Here is a 17956-nt window from a genome sequence, read left to right as displayed (position 1 = left end):
TTCATTTCATGAAGGGTGCTTATTATAAAGGTAACAACTTAAAGGAGGAATCATTCATGAAAAAACAGTGGAGTACGATTAAAGAAGGTATCATTCAAAGGAAAAAGGTAATCATGACAGTGTCCATAGCGTCTGTATTGCTTTTCGGCGGTGCTGCTGGAACGGCGGTATATGCAGTCAATAAGGGGAACCTATCCGAGGATGAGGCTGTCAAAATGATTTCAGAAAAACTAGGCGGGGAAGTTACTCAATTTGAAAAGGATTGGGACCAGCCGATGACCTATGAGATGACCGTAAAAACGAAAGAAGGCTATCAGGACGTTGACGTTGATGCTGAAAAAGGAGAGATTCTTTCTCAGGAGATGGAAGACGGTGATGATGAGGATATGAGCACACAACAAGCCGTGGAAACTGCAAAAGTCAGCAGTGATCAAGCTGAAAAGATTGCCTTGAAAGCGGTGGATGGTCAAGTAACGGATATGGAGCTGGATTCAGAGAATGGCACCCTTGTGTACGAGCTGGAAATAAAACAAGGACTAAAGGAATATGATGTGGTGGTGGATGCCACCACGGGAAAAGTATTGAAAAACCAATTGGATGATTAATCATATGTCATGTCGATAGTAATCCATGATATAAGGAGATTGAAGTGTATGAAAGGATTTGCCGGGTGGCAGATCCTTTTTTTATTTGCCAAGCCAGTGGGGAAGTGAAGCTCCCGCTTCCTTAACGATCATATTAGTTCCTGGCTTCAGCATTGTTGAAAGATGGGCTGTTTATATATATAAGAAGGAATTGAAAAGAAGAATCGCGAATAGGGGCATTAAGGAATCATATACAATGGAGGAATGTTTATGGGGAATTTGGAAAGGGCCCTGTACTTAAGGGAAAAGAAAGAATTCGAAAAATCCAATCGTTTATTGATGGATCTGGCAAAACAAAACCCTGGCGATGCAGTCATACAGTATCAGTGTGCCTGGAGTTTGGATATTCTCGGACTTGAGGTAACGGCGGTCCCCTATTATGAAGCGGCACTCGAATTAGGTTTGCCGGAGGACGATGCAAAAGGGGCCTACCTCGGGTTGGGGAGCACATATCGCACAATAGGGGAATATGAAAAATCAAGATGGACATTTGAATCCGGGCTGGCGAAGTTTCCTGGGGATAAGGCTTTATTGGTATTCAGGGCCATGGCATTTTATAATTTGGGCCAACATGATCTTGCGATGGAATCTCTTTTGAAGATCATTGCCGAAACGTCGAGGGATCGAGAAATACAATCTTATGCTAAGGCGATAGAATTTTATAGTGATAAACTGGATAAAGTTTTCACATAATCGTAATCATCCCCAAACTATCCACAAAACCTGTATAAACAAGTCATTTTTACATAGCAGAAATGAATGAATCAACAAATTTGATGGGAAAATTCTTGCTTTTGCCACTTTTACGGATAAATGAATGTGGATAACCTCGGATTGTGGATAACTTTCCGGTGTTATTCACTACTTTTCCACAGATAATCCACATATTCACTTTTAATATGAAAAAACACTGGCGATTAAGTCTCCAGGAATTTTTTATTGTAATGACTTAAGGCTAAAAGGGGATAAATATAACGATAGCTATGATAATGGATATACAAAAAATCTGCCATTCCCTGGCCTGCAGGATAATCATTGGTCCAGCTTTCTTGTTGACCTGCACGGATGAGATAGGCAATGCCTTTTTCAATCTCGGCTGTCGGCTTTTCTGATGCCGATATCAACGCATCCACAGCCCAGGCTGTATGTGTCAGTGTGCTAGTTCCGAGGGGGATATATCGTTGCTTGATATCACTGTAACAAGATTCACCCCAGCCGCCATCTTCATTTTGAATTTTCTTCAACCAAGTTAAGGCTTTTTGGATGGATGGATGTCCAGTGGCTTGCCCTGCTGCCTTCATGCCGGTCAGTGCAGACCAAGTGCCATATAGATAGCAGATGCCCCAGCGCCCATACCAGGAGCCATCACGCTTCTGGTCTTCCAATAGCCAATCCACCGCTCTTTTACTGACTTCTTCCGGCTTTTTCATATTTGTATAGTTCCCCAGGAATTCCAGCGTCCTTCCTGTCAGATCAGCGGTGGAAGGGTCGGTCAGGAGATATTTAGAACCCTCTATTGGAAGAAGCTGCAGCCATTTATGGTCGTTATTCCGTTCGAAGGCTGGAAATCCACCGTCATCATTTTGCATGGAGATCGTGAAGGCGACACCGCGCTGCCAGCTGTCCCAATTATCCGGTTTCGCTTGCAATTGCTTAGCCAGCGCCCGCAGTGAGGCGGTCGTATCATCGACATCCGGATTCATGGTATTCAAATCCGAGAACCCCCAGCCGCCAGGAATTGCGTCAGGATTATGGATCAGCCAATCTCCATACATATAATGCTGGCGTGACAGCAAGTACTGATTGGCCGCCTTGACCGCTTTGTCTTTGAAAGGCATTCCCGCTTCTTGAAGGGCGTAGCTTATTAAGGAGGTATTCCAAACATGGGGCGTCGTGAACTGGATATGTGTATGTCCCTCAATGGAGCAGGCCATCCCCTTCAGACCGGCAATGGCCTTTAGAATCACTGGATCTCTTTTCGAATATCCAATTGAAAGGAGGGCAAAGATCATGAAAAAGGTGGAGCCGAAATAATTGTACAGTGTCCCGTCTGGTTCCAGCCTGTCGAGCATGAACCTTTTCGTTGAATCCAGGGCCAAGGAATGCAAATAATCCGGATATCCAATCAAGGTTTTGACGCCTGTTTGAAGTTTGGAGAAGAAGGAACGATATTCTTCGGTACGGTATTCTTCCCACACTTGCTCTTCGGAACTGTCCTCCCTTGTTTGAAATAAATCTTTTAAACTTGGCGTGTCCGGGGTCGTGATCTGAAACTTTTTATGGCCAAGCAATAGCAATGGAATCATGTTGACCCGCCCATATACGGAAAGATCATAAATGCTGACGAAAAAGGTCGGAGGCAGTAAGACCACTTCGAGAGGAATGGGGAATAGGCGCGGCCATTGATATTGTCCGGTGACGGTAAGCATCATTTTCGTTAACATTTTGGCCTGTTTGATGCCGCCCTTGGAAAGAATGAATTGTTTGGCTTTCCTCATATGGGGATGATTCTTATTGCGGAGTCCGCTAAAAAGAAGGCCATAGTAAGCCTCGATCGTAACCGTAACATTGCCGTCCTTCTCATCTTGGAAAAGTTTCCATGACCCGTTTTCCGTTTGCTTGCTTTCGATTCTTTTTACTAAAGCCTCTATAAGAGGGGTATCTTCCATATCTAGAATTTTCAATAATATGATCATATAGGCATCTGCTGTTATCCCGGTGTCAAAGGGATAATTCCACGAACCATCAGCGGATTGGTCTTGTTTCAAGCGATGAACAAGGCGATTGATTTCCGATTGTACATGTTGGTTCAATGTCTTTCCTCCTCAAAAAACACATTTTCCGTTTATATGTATATTCAAAACTTGTCGTTGCATTCAAGAAATCATGTCAGGCGCATCGTCCCACATGAATAGAGGAGGGGTGGAACTAAAAACGCTTTGGCAATGAAAGCTGCCAAAGCGTCATTTAGATCCCATGCATCATTTAACTGGTAAGGAAGATGACCGCATATAGCGGTAAATCGGCAGTTCTTTTCCTTTGGCAGCCGGGATGAAATTGAATGTCACGTAGCTGTCTATGCCTTCAGGTTCGAGGGCAAGGGAGATGAAGTTGGCATCAGGCTGAGCCATGTCGAAAACATAGCTTCCTTTTGGGAAATCCCGAGTTTTTGAAGTGACGTTGGTCGTGGCTTCCCTTGTGGAATGTCCGCTTTCCAGTTCAGCGGAAACTTTTATATCATTGACCCTATAGCTTTCAACAGCTACCTTCATGGGTTTTTTTAATCTTTTCACTTCTACTCCCAATAGCTGAAGTTTTTCAGCGATATTTTTATATTCGGGCGGAAGGATATAGGCTGTCGGACGATCTCTGACAAGGGTAGGGTAGGCATCGGTTGAATCCAGCCAATCGATGGAGGCATCGACCATTTTCGCTTTCGCTAAATCGACTACCGTCAATTTTTGATCCTTAACCAATTTATTTTCGCTGGTGATGACGATTTTATCGTTATCATTTGCTCTTCGCCCTTTTTGCACGATTTCCGTATCTGCCTGTTTAACGGCCTTTTTAACTTTACTTGCCTGTTCGGCTGTCGTTTTGATGAAGGCTGCCTGTGCTGTAGCTTGTGCAAAAACACGTCGTTTAAAATCGGTACGGCCGATATTGATTCCCCTTGTTTCGATTAAATAGGTCATAGTATTTTTCAAACCAAAGGCGTTTCGGCCAATCCGGGCTTCGGTGCTTCCTTCTGTGGCGGTAAGGACCCCATCATCAGAAGTGGCCAGTGTATAGTAATCGTGATAGGAAAGCTTTTCTTTTTCCAATGTTTTAAAAACATTGGGTAAAAGCAGTTGATCGGATGCTTTTCGAAGCTGTTCGGGAATATTTAAATTCTTGGCTGAGGAGATGAGTAAATCATAGGAAGCGATCGATCCATTTGCTCCGACCTTTTTCAGGGGGGCGGGATTCACTGTATATTCATGTACATCCAGAATGACTTCCGGTTCATAATCATCGATTGATTGATGAATCGTCTGTACTTCAGGATATTCCACTTTTAAGTAGTCCCTATTCGCATCCATGTCATTTGCGGTAAATCGTTTGAAATAATAAGAGCCATCGGGATTGACCCGTGGAACGATGGCAACATTGACTTTATCGAGGACATCACCAAGCTTGCCTTCAGCCAGCCATTGTGCAAGGACTAATGTTGATTCACCAGATGCGGGTTCATTGCCATGGATCTGGCCTTGAATCCAAATCAATGGTTTATGGGAACCCTTAATCGGTCTTTTTGAATCCTTGCTGAAAAGAAGCATCGGGATGTCGCGTCCTTCTGTGGATTTACCTATCGTCTTGACCTGGATGTTCTTGTTTTTATGGGCGAGGGACTTGATATGATCGAACATTTCTTCCTGGCTCGTAAAGGCGATCTTGTTTTGTTTAAAGGCAGGGGTCTTGAAAGAAACATTAGGGTCAGGGAAAAGGTGGGAGAGGTTATCTGGTTGAATGTAGCTTGGACCATTTCCATAATAAGGGGTGAATTCTTCGGCTTCGGCTAAGGGGCCAGGCAATCCAGTGACGAGACCTAGTGTTACGACTGATACAATGGTAGGAATGATTTTTTTCATGGACGTCCTCCTGTCTATCTTTTTCCATAAATTATCATATATTAAACTATTTATACAGTGAAAACATATGAAATAGTGAAAAACAGGAAGTAACGACTAGATTAATGATTCCATGGTAAAATTCGCAATCCTTTTAATAGATGTTCATCACCTGTATTCTGTATAATTACAGGTGGAAAGTCAAAATGATACAGATCAAGCTATTTGCTTGGCCCGTATCATTTCAATTCATCATATAACTTATTTAAAAGATCCTGTGAATCTTCGCCGCTCATTATCTGGCCGTTCACTTTCGCATAGGGGGTTTTCTTACAAAGTTTACACTCACTCAAACATTCATATTCCTTATATTGAATCCTTGGATTCTCTAAGAACTTACCATAATCGGCAATTGTTTGTTCATTAAGGAAGCGGTCAAGATTATTTTGGCAAAATTCAATTTGGATTTTCGCCTTTTTTGAGAACACTTTGGATAACAAGTTTTTCATCATATCGCTTCTTTCATTGGAAGAGTAAATATTTGTTATTTTGATTTTATCACTTCCTGAAACGAAATGCATGGTTGATTCATCCGAATCCATTACAATTTGACTATCGGGAGAATATCAAGTATTTCCCTTGTATATATTGACACATGTCCAAGAAATGATAGAATAAGAATGGATGATAATGAATCTCATTATCACGAATGGAATATCCTTGTAACTATAGCAACTTAATGAGTCCCATTTCAATAGGTGACTTAATGATAGTCTTTATTCAAATATATTTAATTAAAAATATTATCGCTGTATTAAAGTGAGATAGGAAGAGTAGGAAATGTAGATGAAGATAAGATATTTAGTCATGGCGTTAATTGTTCTATCATTTACGTCATTATTCATTGGTGTAAAAGATATTACCCCCCTGGATTTATTGAATCTCAGTGATGATAAAGTGCAAATCATGCTGCAAAGCCGTTTCCCCAGAATGGTGACCATAGTCATTGCCGGTATTGTGATGAGTATAAGCGGTCTGATCATGCAGCAATTGAGCCGCAATAAATTTGTATCCCCGACGACTGCCGGTACCATGGACTCTGCAAGGCTGGGACTTCTTCTTGCCATTATCATTTTTCCATCGGCAGCACTTATTGAGAAAATGGCATTCGCTTTCATATTCGCTTTGGCAGGTACATTCTTGTTCATGAAAATTCTTGATCAAGTGAAATATAAGGATACGATCTTCATTCCATTGGTTGGTTTGATGTTTGGTAATATCGTAGGATCGATCTCGACTTTCTTTGCCTATAAATATGATTTGATTCAAAGCCTCAACACATGGATGAATGGTGATTTCTCGATGATCATGTCGGGAAGGTACGAGCTTATATATCTAAGTATCCCGCTAGTCATTCTCGCATACTTCTTTGCCAATAAATTCACTGTGGCAGGGATGGGTGAGGAGTTTGCTATCAATCTAGGACTCAATTATAAGCTTATAGTCAATTTTGGATTGATCATCGTGGCATTATCCTCCACTGTCGTTTTGTTAACGGTGGGAACGATTCCTTTCATAGGATTGATCGTACCGAATATTGTATCCCTTTACCTTGGTGACAATTTGAAAAAGAGTCTTTCTCATACAGCATTGCTAGGGGCAGTCTTCCTATTGATCTGCGATATTCTGGGCAGGATCCTCATATATCCATTTGAAATCCCGATCGGACTCGTGGTTGGTGTGATAGGAAGCGCCGTATTTATCTATCTGATACTGAGGAGAAAGGCATATGAATAATAAAAGTAGGATCATTATATTGGCTGTTCTTGCAGCTGCTTTAACGGCAGGTTATATCTTTTGGGACCTTGGCCCGAATTGGGACTATGCACTGCCGAGAAGGGTCATAAAAATCATCGCCATCATCGTGGTTGGCTGTGCAATTGCTTTTTCAACAGTAATTTTCCAGACGGTCACGAATAATAAAATCCTGACGCCAAGCATTTTAGGGTTGGACTCCATGTATATGCTGATTCAAACGGGAGTGATTTTCATCTTCGGTTCAACGCATATCATGATCATGAATAAAAATCTCAATTTCCTGATTACACTTGCGGCCATGCTCATTTTTGCAAGCCTGCTGTTCAAGTTCATGTTCAAGAAAAACCGCAATATTTACTTCCTATTGCTGATCGGTATCATCTTCGGAACCTTATTCGGCAGCATGTCTTCATTCATGCAGGTATTGATTGACCCGAATGAATTCCAAATCATTCAAAATAAAATGTTCGCCAGCTTCAATAATGTCAACACGGACCTGTTAACGTTAGCCATTATCCTCATGATTGCGGCAATGATATATTTCATGAGATTTCTGAAGTATTTAGATGTCATGTCCCTAGGGAGGGATCAAGCCATAAACTTGGGTGTGGATTATGATTTTGTCACGAAGAGGGTTTTAATCGTCGTTACGGTTTTAATTTCCATTTCGACTGCCTTGATCGGTCCGATCACGTTCCTTGGATTGCTTGTTGCAAATGTGGCTTATCAATTCATTAAGTCCTATCAGCATAAACATATCCTCCCGGGTGCAATGCTGATCAGTGTGATTGCCTTGGTCGGCGGCCAATTCATTGTAGAGAGGATCTTCACGTTTTCCACGACCTTAAGTGTCATCATCAACTTTGTCGGCGGTGTCTATTTCATCTATCTTCTATTAAAGGAGAATAAATCATGGTAGAAGTGAAAAATTTATTCAAAAAATATAATAATAAAACGGTTGTCGAGGATGTTTCCATCGAAATAATGAAAGGGAAAATCACATCCTTCATCGGTCCCAATGGAGCGGGTAAAAGTACCGTCCTTTCGATGATCAGCCGTCTCATTACCCGGGATTCAGGAGAAGTCCTTATCGAGGGTAAGGATATGGGGAAATTCAATAGCAATGAACTTGCGAAAAAGATTGCCATCTTAAAGCAGGCTAACCACATCAATATCCGTTTAACGATTCGTGAACTGGTCGCCTTTGGCCGTTTTCCTTATTCACAAGGTAAGCTGACGAAAGAGGATTGGAAATACGTCGATGAAGCGATTGAATATATGGAACTTGCTGACATGCAGGATAAGTTTCTTGACCAGCTTAGCGGCGGCCAGCAACAGCGGGCCTTCATTGCCATGGTCATTGCTCAGAACACGGAGTATGTGCTTCTTGATGAACCCCTGAACAATCTTGATATGAAGCATTCCGTCCAAATCATGAAGGTATTGAGGAGATTGGCCGATGAATTGGGGAAAACGGTCATCATCGTCATTCATGACATTAATTTTGCATCCTGTTATTCCGACTACATCGTCGCATTGAAGGATGGCAAGGTTGTTCATAATGGACCTACCGAACAAGTCATCAATTCCAATGTATTAAAGGAAATTTATGATATGGATATTGAAATCCAAAGTATCAATGACAATAAGATCTGTGTGTACTTCACATAAGGCAATTCCAAAATTGGTTTTAAATTACTTCAGTATTCATAGCCGTCCAGAAGTCACACTATACGCTTCTTAGCAGTTAAGAGTTGGCGGGCGCCCAAGACTTTAGCCGCCTCCTGTTTCATCTGGCAGGAAAAGTGTTGAAGTGAACTCTGTGATGGTGAGGATTCAATATGTAATTTTAAATAAAAAAATTTTTCGAGGTGACCATAATGATTAAGAAATTATCCTTACTGCTTTTGGTTGCAATGCTGGCTGTAGTGGCTGTAGCTTGTGGATCAGATAAGGAAAAAGAAGAATCAAGCACGAAAAAAGAAAGTGCTAAAAGTGAAGGAATTACGGTTAAGCACCAACTAGGCGAAACGAAAGTGAAAACAAACCCTGAAAAAGTCGTTGTATTCGATATGGGGGCTCTTGATACTCTTGATAAATTAGGTGTGGAAGTAGCAGCTGTCCCTCATGATGGACTTCCGAAATACCTTTCTAAATATGAAGGTACAACTGAGAATGCCGGTGGATTAAAAGAGCCTGACTTCGAGAAAATCAACGAAATTGCTCCAGACTTAATCCTTATTTCTGGCCGTCAATCTGAAGCCTATAAAGAATTAAGCAAAATTGCCCCTACTGTTTTTGTGGGTGTGGATACAACAAAGTATATGGAATCGTTTGAAGAAAACGTGACACTTTTGGGTAAAATCTTCGATAAAAAAGACGAAGCAGCTAAAGAATTGGCAAGTGTTGAAGAAAACATTAACGCTTTGAAAGAAAAAGCCCCGACTGACAAGACTGGTTTAATCGTTCTTGCCAGCGGCGGAAAAGTAAGTGCTTACGGACCGGATTCAAGATTTGGAATCATCCATGATGTATTCGGAGTACCTGCAGTGGATGATAAATTGGAAGTATCGACACATGGTCAAAGTATTTCTTTCGAATACATTGCTGAAAAAAATCCTGACTACCTATTCGTTGTAGATAGAGATGCGGTTGCCGGTGATGGAGCTGCAGCAAAAGAAACGATTGAAAATGACATTGTAAAAAATACAAAGGCATTTAAAGAAGGTAACATCATTTATCTAGACCCTAACTACTGGTACTTATCAGGCGGCGGTTTAGAATCTGTTGACGCTATGGTTAAAGAAGTTTCAGAAGGCATCAAGTAATATAAATATGATTAAAGATAATCCTGTCCTCGATCGAGGGGCAGGATTTTTTATTTTTTATAATAAACCTGGATGAAACAAATATACTAACAAAGGGGAAGAAAAGAATTCCTGCAAAACACAGGTAAGCTTATAATAAGGCGCCCACAACCCAATCAAGGGGAGTGGGAAAGGACAAGGTCTATATTCCGCCTGTTGCTGCCGCTATGGCTTATATGGGCTGCAATCGTAAGAATATGACCCTCCAGCCAAAATGGAAAATTCAGTTTCTTCCTATTATATTGTCTTTTGCATCCTTTCCGGTTTTGAAATCGTAATTTATGTTAAATTTGGGAAATTTCATCTATTATGGATGATAAAAATAATATGATCTCCACTTCAAATTATCGGGGAGAATTCGGTGGATTAATATTTTTCAGGAAAAATTATTTGAAAAAAGCTGAATAAAAAAGCCGGAGGGGAATGATGTCGATACTTCGTGTAATCCATTTGTTATTTTATGGGATTTAATGGTGGCAGGACGCAATATTGAACGGGTCAAACTTTTACAGGCACGGGGTTTCAAAAGTGCGGATGAGAAAAGCATCCATGTAACCGGCAATCCATTTTCAAATGTCGAATTATCGGGAAAAAAATCCTGGGATATAACCATAGCTTTCAATAATTGAAGGTTTATATCTTTACATATTTTGTAATGTGCTGGTTTTTTTATAAAGACTCGTTTATAATGGTAAAAGCCTGAAGGACGTTAAAATATTTAGTGACTGTCATCCGCAGTCACACCAAAAAATTACGGTAATATTTATTGGATTAAGACATGTACTTCCTATATATTTGTTATAGGTGCGCTGAACATTCGAGACGGGCGAAACTCTGTTATTTTTTCAAAGGCTTGTTCATAAGCTAAAGAAGTATTCTGGATATAAGAGTTATGGATGTGACAAAAGGTGGTTTTCACAATCTTGACTATCCAAGTGAAAGAATGCTATTATAAGGTTTCTGATTTTCCGTCTTTTGTAAGTTTGTAAAAATTTATATAAATAAACCACTAGATTAATAGAGGTGAAAGCATGAATAATTTTCTTAAAAAAAGCCGGCATTTATTTGCAGATAACATACTAGGCTTTTTCTTTATTGCGGTAGTCTTGTTTTGGATAAAAACTTATATTGGATATCGAATTGAATTTAACTTAGGTCTTGAAAATGGCCTGCAACAGTTCTTACTGTTTATAAATCCGATTAGTTCAGCCATTTTATTCTTTGGCTTGGCACTATTGGCTAGAGGCAAAAAATCGTTTAAATGGATCATCAGGTTGAACCTATTGATGTCCTTATGGTTATTCTTCAATATTGTATATTACCGGTCATTTACCGATTTCATTACATTGCCAACCTTGACGCAAGTGCAAAATGCCGGGGATTTGGGACCGAGTATTTTAGAATTATTTAAAGGCCATGATGTATTTTATTTCCTTGATACGATACTTTTGATCGTGTTGTACAGATTCAAAGACTTTAAAGCGGAAGACTTCAAAGTCAAACGCCGTACAGTTGGAATGGTTTACCTAGCGGGACTAGCAATTTTTGCCATCAATTTGGGACTTGCTGAAAAGGATCGCCCGCAATTGTTATCAAGAACATTCGACCGGAACTATATCGTCAAATACTTGGGCATGTTCAACTATACGGTTTATGACGCCGTTCAGAATACTAAAACATACGCCCAGCGTGCGACTGCAAACAGCACGGATATCGCCGAAGTCGTCAACTATACGAAGGCAACAAGCGCTGAGCCGAATCCTAAGTATTTTGGGGCAGCCAAAGGCAAGAATGTCATCTACCTACATTTGGAATCGATGCAGAATTTCCTTATCGATTATAAGTTGAATGGGGAAGAAGTAACTCCATTTTTGAACTCACTTGCACATGATAAATCAGATTTCATGCACTTTGATAATTTCTTCCATCAAGTAGGCCAAGGGAAAACGGCGGATGCCGAATTCATGCTTGAAAATTCCCTGTTCGGCTTACCACAGGGGGCAGCATTCACAAACCGTTCCCAAAATACGTATCAAGCAGCACCAGCTATTTTAGGACAACAAGGATACACATCTGCTGTGTTCCATGGTAATTACAAATCCTTCTGGAACCGGGATAATATGTATAAGTCTCTTGGTTTTAATCAGTTCTTCGATGCAAACCATTATAATATGGAAAATAAAGAGGAAGTACTAAGTTATGGATTAATGGATAAGCCGTTCTTTAAGGAATCGATTCCAATGTTAGAAACGCTTAAACAGCCTTTCTATACAAAATTCATAACGGTATCCCATCATTTCCCATATGCGATGGACCAGGAAAAAGCAACAATCGGCAAGCATACGACAGGTGATGCTTCCGTTGATAGTTACTTCCAAACTGCACGCTATGCCGATGAGGCGCTTAAAGAGTTTTTCGATTATCTGAAGGAATCCGGTCTATATGATAACTCGGTAATCGTTATGTATGGTGATCATTATGGTATTTCCGAAAACCATAAAGAAGCCATGTCAAAAGTTCTTGGCGAGGATGTTGGCGCATTTGAGAATGCCCAATTGCAACGTGTACCATTATTGATCCATGTTCCAGGTGTTGAAGGCGGGGAAATGCACCAATACGGAGGACAGATTGACCTTCTCCCGACTTTATTGCATCTGTTAGGAATTGAATCTAAAGATTATGTACAATTCGGTTCCGATTTATTGTCAAAAGATCATAATGAAGTGGTACCTTTCAGGAATGGTGATTTTGTAACACCGGAGGTCACTTCCATTAAAGGGAAATACTACGATACTAAAACGGGAGAATTGGTCGAGGAAAATGATGCCATCCTCAATTATAAAACGAGAGCTGAAACGATGCTCAATTTATCCGACCAAGTAGTGAACGGCGACTTACTCCGTTTCTATACTCCAAACGGCTTTAAACCGATTGATCCTGCTGATTATGATTACACATATGATGAAGAAGGTTCTAAGGAAGAAAAGACCGATAAATAAGGCTAATGAAAGAACAGGCAGGAAGCAATCGCTTCCTGCCTGTTTTTTTATGCGTCATCCTTTATTGGTCATCATGGCAATATACTTTCTGATTTCATCAGGCTTCCCGGCATATTTTTCAGCACGCTGTTCGTCTTTGGTGATTTTATCCTTTGCTTTGACCAGGATTTCTTCACCCTTATCTTTGGGCACGACCACGACTCCATCTATGTCCCCTATGATGATGTCCCCTGGATATACGGTGACACCTCCACAGGATATGGGCACATTGGTTTCGCCTACACCTGCCTTGCCGCTAGAGGCAACCGTCGTCCCTTTGCTGAAAACAGGGAAATTCAATTGTTTAATGGCTTCAAGGTCGCGAATGACCCCATCGACTACGAGGCCGCCAATTTCCATGGTCTGCATCATGCCGACAACAAAGTCTCCTGCTATAGCCCGGTATGTATCACCCTTGCTGTCAACGACAATTATATCCCCAGGCTTGGCTTCACCGATTGCTTTTAACACGGCAGAATTATCACCGACGGGGATCTGTACGGTCAAAGCCCGTCCGGCCATCCGGAATTCTTCCTTTAAGGGTTTTATTGCCGAATCCAGATTGCTCAACCCATCCATTGCATCTGAAATCGCCGTGGTGGGCAAATTCCTGAACTGTTGAATAAGATTATCCATGACTATGATTCCTCCTTAAAAGTTAATGAATATAGCCTAATTATACACAAACTTCGTAATTTTCTGATAGTTTTCAGCTTGATAAAATGGTAAGTGGTGTTCTGTCTGTTAGGCCGGTTCATAACCGAACTGCGAATTTTTAAGAAATAAACCGCCCATTTTTTCATTTTTAATAGGATGTGCTTGAAGGAGTGATGACTATGCCATGGCAACAAAAAATTAGCTATTTAATAGGTCAGCCTGTTGGGATTTCATTAACGAATGGACAAGGGACGTCAGGTGTTTTGTGTGGTACTTCAGGTTATAGATAAACTCGATGAAAATCGAATTTGTCTAAAGTTTTTTTACGGTTTGTACAATTTGAAAGTTACTCCTCCGGTAGCCTCTCTGCGGCTTCTGGGCCTGTGGGTTCTTTTTTCTGGACGCGCATTTCCGCAGGAGTCTCGCACACCTGCTCCAATTGTTTAACTCTTAGGTAGAACCCTTTTGCCTACATTCTTCATTGTTTGTTTATAACTTAAGGTGATTGCTCAACCCTTCCATTGCATCTGAAATCGCCGTGGTGGGCAAAATTCTGAACTGTTGAGTAAACTAATAGTTTTCCGTTTGATAGTATGGTAAATGAGTGTAATCAATATCTGAAGGGGGAGGGAAGCTCAGCTGTCACAAGGGGGTTGAAGTCCAATTCCGTTTTAATCAAACGATTGATTAAACTGTATAGATCATCGCTATGAAGATTGAAATCCTGCATAGATACAGTCCTAGCAATAGTAATGGTCGGGTCTCCATGGCAGTTTGATCCGTACAGGAACATTCTTCCGAAGCAAGGGTAGAATGCTGGTGCATATCCTCGGTATTTTTTACTGATCTGGATGGGGGTGTCAGCGAAGAAATCCATAACACAGCCAGTGTGCAGGGATACTTACAATCTTCAAAGCAGGAGCAGAATCAAGACGGATGTTGCCAATGTAAGCCAAAGGGGGCTGAAAACTTCTGGATGAATGATTAAAAAAATGATTCCTGCAATCGTGGCGGCCTGCTGTATGGTCATATGTCTAATGAAGTGGATTCCAGCTTTAAAACAGGCTTTAAGAAGAGGCATTTGATTCATTTTCATTCCTCCTTTTACTTTCAATAATATGACCAGGCATAAAAGAAAATACATGGGGATTCGTTTTCTGCTCAATTATTACGGGTATAGTAAAGGTAAAATAAAAGGAGGAATCTAGGTGATCATTGTATATATTAGTCTTGCCCTCTTTATCGGATCGATTATGTATTTAGCGTTTTTTGCTTTTAAAACATTTAAGGATACCAAACCGACAATTGAAAATGTGAATCAAACCGTTACACGCATCCAGGCCAAAACGGATCAGATTAAATCGGAAACGGACCAACTCGCCATGACCCAGCAAGAAATCACTGAAGATGTTGAATATAAAAAAGAGGCTGTCCAATATACGGTTGAGGCGGCTAAAGAAATACCTGAACCCTTTAAGAATATTTGGTTTTCAATAAAAGGTGACAAGTGGAAGCTTAGAAACAGAAGCGATGCATAAGTGTTTGACCGATCTGAAATGTACATGATATAGTATGGAAATACTATGTTTCTAGGGTTCCTCGGTTGAATGTTACCGGAATGGTCCAAGAGAAACGCGCAGTAATCTGCGTACACGGAGGGAAAAAAGCCCGGGAGGTTATGAAAGATGACCTCCCGGGCTTTTTCTGTAATTGGAGGCGGAAAAGATGGCATGGATTCAATTGGTGATTGCAGGATTATTTGAAGTGGTATGGGCGACAAGTCTAAAGTATACCGAGGGTTTTACGAAATTATTACCTTCTATCATAACGATTGCTGGCATGGTTATTAGTTTTTATTTTTTGTCATCGGCGATAAAAACTCTGCCTATGGGAACAGCGTATGCAATCTGGACTGGAATAGGGGCTCTTGGGGCATTTCTGGTAGGCATCATCGTTTTTAACGAGCCTAAGGATGCGATGCGATTGGTATTCGCCGGTTTTATTTTGGTTGGAATTATCGGCTTGAAGGTCACTTCTTCTGAATAATCTGCCCACTCCTCGCAAATAGTAATGTTAAATGATTTTTGAGGAGTGAAGAATATGAACTATAAAGCGATAGTATCAAGTGCAATGATGGCTTTAGTGATTACAGGTTGTGCAACGAATGATAACGAAGATGCCAGTGAAAATCTTGGCCTGAATCGTACTCATCAGGATAATTTGGATAATCCGATGAATGTAGGCGACACAAGGCAAAATGTTAATAATGTCAATAATGATAATAATATCAATAATGATAATAATGATAATGGCGTAAACGGTATGAGGGTCTCAGAGGATATCTCAAATCGAGTCGAAGCTTTGAAGGAAGTAAGTAACGCAAATGTCATCGTGACTGAAAATAATGCCTATGTAGGCGCAGTATTAAAAGACGGCGGGGAAAAGGATATCTCGAATGACCTTAAAGAAAGGGTTGCTGATGCAGTAAGGGCAGCAGATCCATCTGTAGACCAAGTTTATGTGTCGGCAAATCCGGACTTTGTTCAAAGAATGGATGGGTATGCGAATGATATCGAGAATGGAAAACCCGTTGAAGGATTTGCTGAAGAGTTCCGTGAACTTGTAACACGGATCTTTCCAAGTCCAAGATAATTGGAAAATTAAGAAGTAAAGACCTATCCGGTGGATTCCGGATAGGTCTTTTCCTATTTTAAAGATGTGGAACATGACTAACTTTAAATAGGGTGGTTACAATAATCGAATGAACGAAAAACTTTGTATTGGGGGTGGGATGGTGAGGTTTTTTAAGGACAAGAGGGAAACGGATTCAGCATCCTTTCAGGTTACTTCCAAGGATTTTCAGGAACTCCTTAAAAAGTTTAAAGCATCTAATGATTTTCTTACCTTCCAATTCCCGAATGATGATGGCTATATCATCTCCTACTTCAATTCACTGGTCAGTGTTCAACAGCTCCACGAACAAGTATTGGCGGTCATGTCGAATCAACCAAAGAAGGTCCTTAAGCAACTAAAAGGCGATATTCCGATGGAAGATATGAAATTGACGGCTGATTTAAAAGACATTCAAAGATTGGTTTTGGACGGATCGATCATGATTCAATACAAGCAAGATGATGAAATGTGTTTGCTCATTCCGTGTGTTCACAGTGTGAAAAGGCAAATTTCAACACCTGAGTCGGAGTATACGGTCGTTGGATCCAAGGAGGCGTTTGTTGAATCGCTTGATTCGAATTTGAATCTGATCCGTAACAGATTGCCCACTCCTGAATTGCAGTCCAAGGAATTTAGGGTCGGGAGCATCTCGCAAACAAGGATAGCGGTACTCTACATAGATGGGGTGGTAAATCAACAGATCATCAAGACGGTCATACAGAGAATAGAAGATATAGAATATGATACGATCGTCGATATTTCGTTCGTAAGCCAGATGATCACGGATAATCGGAATTCGATGTTCCCGCAATTGATTGATACGGAGCGGCCTGATCATCTGGCCAGTGTATTATCGGAAGGGAAAATAGGGATCATGCTGGATGGATCTCCTCATGCATTGGTTGGTCCCAATACCATCATTTCATTCTTCTCGTCATTTGAAGATTATTTTCAAATTTGGAATCTCGGTACTTCATTCCGTTTGATTCGGCTTTTCGCCGTGCTGTTTTCCGTTTTGTCATCACCTCTGTATGTGGCCGTTTTAACCTATCATTATCAAGTGATCCCAACGGATTTGCTGCCAATCTTAATATCATCCAGGGGAGTGATCCCTTTTCCGCCGATCTTGGAAGCGATCGTGCTGGAAGGCACGATCGAATTGCTGAGGGAAGCGGCGGTCAGGCTGCCTGCCAAGGTTGGCTCGACCATCGGCATTGTTGGCGGTATAGTCATCGGTTCAGCCGCTGTGGAAGCGGGATTTGTCAGTAATGTCTTGTTGATGCTTGTCGCTTTGGCTGCCTTGGCTTCATTTACGGTGCCGATTTACCAAATCAGCAATACGATTCGCCTTATCCGCTTTCCCTTTCTAATTGCTGCCCAGTTATACGGGCTGTTTGGAATAGCTTTATGCAGTGCATTCATTTTAAGTCATTTATTGAAATTGACTTCGCTTGGCAGTCCTTATTTAGACCCGCTTTACCCGTTAAGAATTCATGACTTTAAAGATAGTCTGATTCGCCTCCCTTTTTCAAAGCAGAAAAAACGCCCGCAGTTTCTGCGGACGGAAAATCCACTAAGGATAAGGAAAGAGGCGGAAAAACGAAACACCCGTAATGATATCGATGAATAAGGAAGTAGAAAGCGGTGAG

Annotated in this window: 16 protein-coding genes and 1 riboswitch; of the genes, 11 read left to right on the top strand and 5 right to left on the bottom strand. The window is 41.0% G+C overall.

Annotated features, from left to right (window positions below; genetic code table 11):
• The first annotated feature begins 56 nt into the window (after nucleotides 1-56).
• The gene (locus MHB45_RS22700; RefSeq protein ID WP_048688116.1) at nucleotides 57-605 is read left to right on the top strand and encodes a PepSY domain-containing protein; all 549 of its coding nucleotides are present in this window, start codon (nucleotides 57-59) and stop codon (nucleotides 603-605) included.
• A 249-nt stretch (nucleotides 606-854) separates the two neighbouring features.
• Nucleotides 855-1337, top strand: coding sequence for a tetratricopeptide repeat protein (locus tag MHB45_RS22695; protein WP_176702813.1), 483 nt, complete (start codon nucleotides 855-857; stop codon nucleotides 1335-1337).
• A 224-nt stretch (nucleotides 1338-1561) separates the two neighbouring features.
• On the opposite strand, the gene shc is transcribed toward MHB45_RS22695, so the two are convergent.
• The 3 genes from shc to MHB45_RS22680 all read right to left on the bottom strand — a co-directional run bounded on the left by shc (nucleotide 1562) and on the right by MHB45_RS22680 (nucleotide 5835).
• Nucleotides 1562-3457: a squalene--hopene cyclase gene (gene shc / locus MHB45_RS22690; RefSeq protein WP_340908110.1), complete on the bottom strand. Its 1896-nt coding sequence runs from the start codon at nucleotides 3455-3457 to the stop codon at nucleotides 1562-1564.
• A gap of 168 nt (nucleotides 3458-3625) precedes the next feature.
• Nucleotides 3626-5275: a M14 family metallopeptidase gene (locus MHB45_RS22685; protein ID WP_340908109.1), complete on the bottom strand. Its 1650-nt coding sequence runs from the start codon at nucleotides 5273-5275 to the stop codon at nucleotides 3626-3628.
• Between the two features lie 218 nt (nucleotides 5276-5493).
• A complete protein-coding gene (locus MHB45_RS22680) occupies nucleotides 5494-5835 on the bottom strand; it encodes a DUF1450 domain-containing protein (RefSeq protein ID WP_226990537.1) in 342 nt (113 codons plus the stop codon).
• A 265-nt stretch (nucleotides 5836-6100) separates the two neighbouring features.
• Here MHB45_RS22680 and MHB45_RS22675 point away from each other — a divergent pair, with 265 nt between their 5' ends.
• The 5 genes from MHB45_RS22675 (at nucleotide 6101) to MHB45_RS22655 (ending at nucleotide 12938) form a co-directional block, all read left to right on the top strand.
• A complete protein-coding gene (locus tag MHB45_RS22675) occupies nucleotides 6101-7051 on the top strand; it encodes an ABC transporter permease (RefSeq protein ID WP_048688135.1) in 951 nt (316 codons plus the stop codon).
• Nucleotides 7044-7991, top strand: coding sequence for an iron chelate uptake ABC transporter family permease subunit (locus MHB45_RS22670; RefSeq protein ID WP_048688138.1), 948 nt, complete (start codon nucleotides 7044-7046; stop codon nucleotides 7989-7991). The genes MHB45_RS22675 and MHB45_RS22670 overlap by 8 nt, the downstream gene beginning before the upstream one ends.
• Nucleotides 7985-8743 carry an iron ABC transporter ATP-binding protein gene (locus MHB45_RS22665; protein WP_034310071.1) on the top strand — a complete coding sequence of 253 codons (759 nt, stop codon included), beginning with the start codon at nucleotides 7985-7987 and terminating at the stop codon, nucleotides 8741-8743. The genes MHB45_RS22670 and MHB45_RS22665 overlap by 7 nt, the downstream gene beginning before the upstream one ends.
• A gap of 212 nt (nucleotides 8744-8955) precedes the next feature.
• Nucleotides 8956-9900 carry a siderophore ABC transporter substrate-binding protein gene (locus tag MHB45_RS22660; protein WP_424765123.1) on the top strand — a complete coding sequence of 315 codons (945 nt, stop codon included), beginning with the start codon at nucleotides 8956-8958 and terminating at the stop codon, nucleotides 9898-9900.
• A 1070-nt stretch (nucleotides 9901-10970) separates the two neighbouring features.
• Nucleotides 10971-12938: an LTA synthase family protein gene (locus MHB45_RS22655; RefSeq protein WP_048688142.1), complete on the top strand. Its 1968-nt coding sequence runs from the start codon at nucleotides 10971-10973 to the stop codon at nucleotides 12936-12938.
• 54 nt (nucleotides 12939-12992) lie between these two features.
• On the opposite strand, the gene MHB45_RS22650 is transcribed toward MHB45_RS22655, so the two are convergent.
• Together MHB45_RS22650 and MHB45_RS22645 are read right to left on the bottom strand one after the other, a co-directional pair.
• Nucleotides 12993-13613 carry an RraA family protein gene (locus tag MHB45_RS22650; protein ID WP_161922100.1) on the bottom strand — a complete coding sequence of 207 codons (621 nt, stop codon included), beginning with the start codon at nucleotides 13611-13613 and terminating at the stop codon, nucleotides 12993-12995.
• 931 nt (nucleotides 13614-14544) lie between these two features.
• Nucleotides 14545-14724, bottom strand: a complete 180-nt coding sequence (locus tag MHB45_RS22645; RefSeq protein WP_034310080.1) for a hypothetical protein — start codon at nucleotides 14722-14724, stop codon at nucleotides 14545-14547.
• Between the two features lie 118 nt (nucleotides 14725-14842).
• Here MHB45_RS22645 and MHB45_RS22640 point away from each other — a divergent pair, with 118 nt between their 5' ends.
• The 4 genes from MHB45_RS22640 (at nucleotide 14843) to MHB45_RS22625 (ending at nucleotide 17937) form a co-directional block, all read left to right on the top strand.
• The gene (locus MHB45_RS22640; protein ID WP_161922102.1) at nucleotides 14843-15172 is read left to right on the top strand and encodes a DUF948 domain-containing protein; all 330 of its coding nucleotides are present in this window, start codon (nucleotides 14843-14845) and stop codon (nucleotides 15170-15172) included.
• A 40-nt stretch (nucleotides 15173-15212) separates the two neighbouring features.
• A riboswitch (guanidine-I (ykkC/yxkD leader) is annotated at nucleotides 15213-15311 on the top strand.
• 48 nt (nucleotides 15312-15359) lie between these two features.
• On the top strand, nucleotides 15360-15680 hold the full coding sequence (gene sugE / locus MHB45_RS22635; RefSeq protein ID WP_072272280.1) for a quaternary ammonium compound efflux SMR transporter SugE: 321 nt from the start codon (nucleotides 15360-15362) through the stop codon (nucleotides 15678-15680).
• Nucleotides 15681-15734: 54 nt separating this feature from the next.
• Nucleotides 15735-16286 (top strand): YhcN/YlaJ family sporulation lipoprotein, encoded by a 552-nt coding sequence (locus MHB45_RS22630; RefSeq protein ID WP_048688153.1) that lies wholly within the window; start codon nucleotides 15735-15737, stop codon nucleotides 16284-16286.
• Nucleotides 16287-16425: 139 nt separating this feature from the next.
• The gene (locus tag MHB45_RS22625) at nucleotides 16426-17937 is read left to right on the top strand and encodes a spore germination protein (protein ID WP_072272281.1); all 1512 of its coding nucleotides are present in this window, start codon (nucleotides 16426-16428) and stop codon (nucleotides 17935-17937) included.
• Nucleotides 17938-17956 lie beyond the last annotated feature (19 nt).

This window comes from Peribacillus sp. FSL K6-5616, assembly GCF_038008245.1.
Taxonomy (GTDB): domain Bacteria; phylum Bacillota; class Bacilli; order Bacillales; family DSM-1321; genus Peribacillus; species Peribacillus frigoritolerans.
The sequence above is the reverse complement of the archived record's forward strand: the minus strand, read 5'-3'. Positions and strand labels throughout refer to the sequence as shown.

Excerpts from the sequence above, each read along its gene's own strand:
- MHB45_RS22680 (WP_226990537.1), bottom strand. The coding sequence starts at position 5,835 with ATGCATTTCGTTTCAGGAAGTGATAAAATCAAAATAACAAATATTTAC.
- MHB45_RS22630 (WP_048688153.1), top strand. The coding sequence starts at position 15,735 with ATGAACTATAAAGCGATAGTATCAAGTGCAATGATGGCTTTAGTGATT.
- MHB45_RS22700 (WP_048688116.1), top strand. The coding sequence starts at position 57 with ATGAAAAAACAGTGGAGTACGATTAAAGAAGGTATCATTCAAAGGAAA.
- MHB45_RS22675 (WP_048688135.1), top strand. The coding sequence starts at position 6,101 with ATGAAGATAAGATATTTAGTCATGGCGTTAATTGTTCTATCATTTACG.
- MHB45_RS22685 (WP_340908109.1), bottom strand. The coding sequence starts at position 5,275 with ATGAAAAAAATCATTCCTACCATTGTATCAGTCGTAACACTAGGTCTC.
- MHB45_RS22645 (WP_034310080.1), bottom strand. The coding sequence starts at position 14,724 with ATGAATCAAATGCCTCTTCTTAAAGCCTGTTTTAAAGCTGGAATCCAC.
- MHB45_RS22650 (WP_161922100.1), bottom strand. The coding sequence starts at position 13,613 with ATGGATAATCTTATTCAACAGTTCAGGAATTTGCCCACCACGGCGATT.
- MHB45_RS22625 (WP_072272281.1), top strand. The coding sequence starts at position 16,426 with ATGGTGAGGTTTTTTAAGGACAAGAGGGAAACGGATTCAGCATCCTTT.
- sugE (WP_072272280.1), top strand. The coding sequence starts at position 15,360 with ATGGCATGGATTCAATTGGTGATTGCAGGATTATTTGAAGTGGTATGG.
- MHB45_RS22655 (WP_048688142.1), top strand. The coding sequence starts at position 10,971 with ATGAATAATTTTCTTAAAAAAAGCCGGCATTTATTTGCAGATAACATA.
- MHB45_RS22665 (WP_034310071.1), top strand. The coding sequence starts at position 7,985 with ATGGTAGAAGTGAAAAATTTATTCAAAAAATATAATAATAAAACGGTT.
- MHB45_RS22670 (WP_048688138.1), top strand. The coding sequence starts at position 7,044 with ATGAATAATAAAAGTAGGATCATTATATTGGCTGTTCTTGCAGCTGCT.
- MHB45_RS22695 (WP_176702813.1), top strand. The coding sequence starts at position 855 with ATGGGGAATTTGGAAAGGGCCCTGTACTTAAGGGAAAAGAAAGAATTC.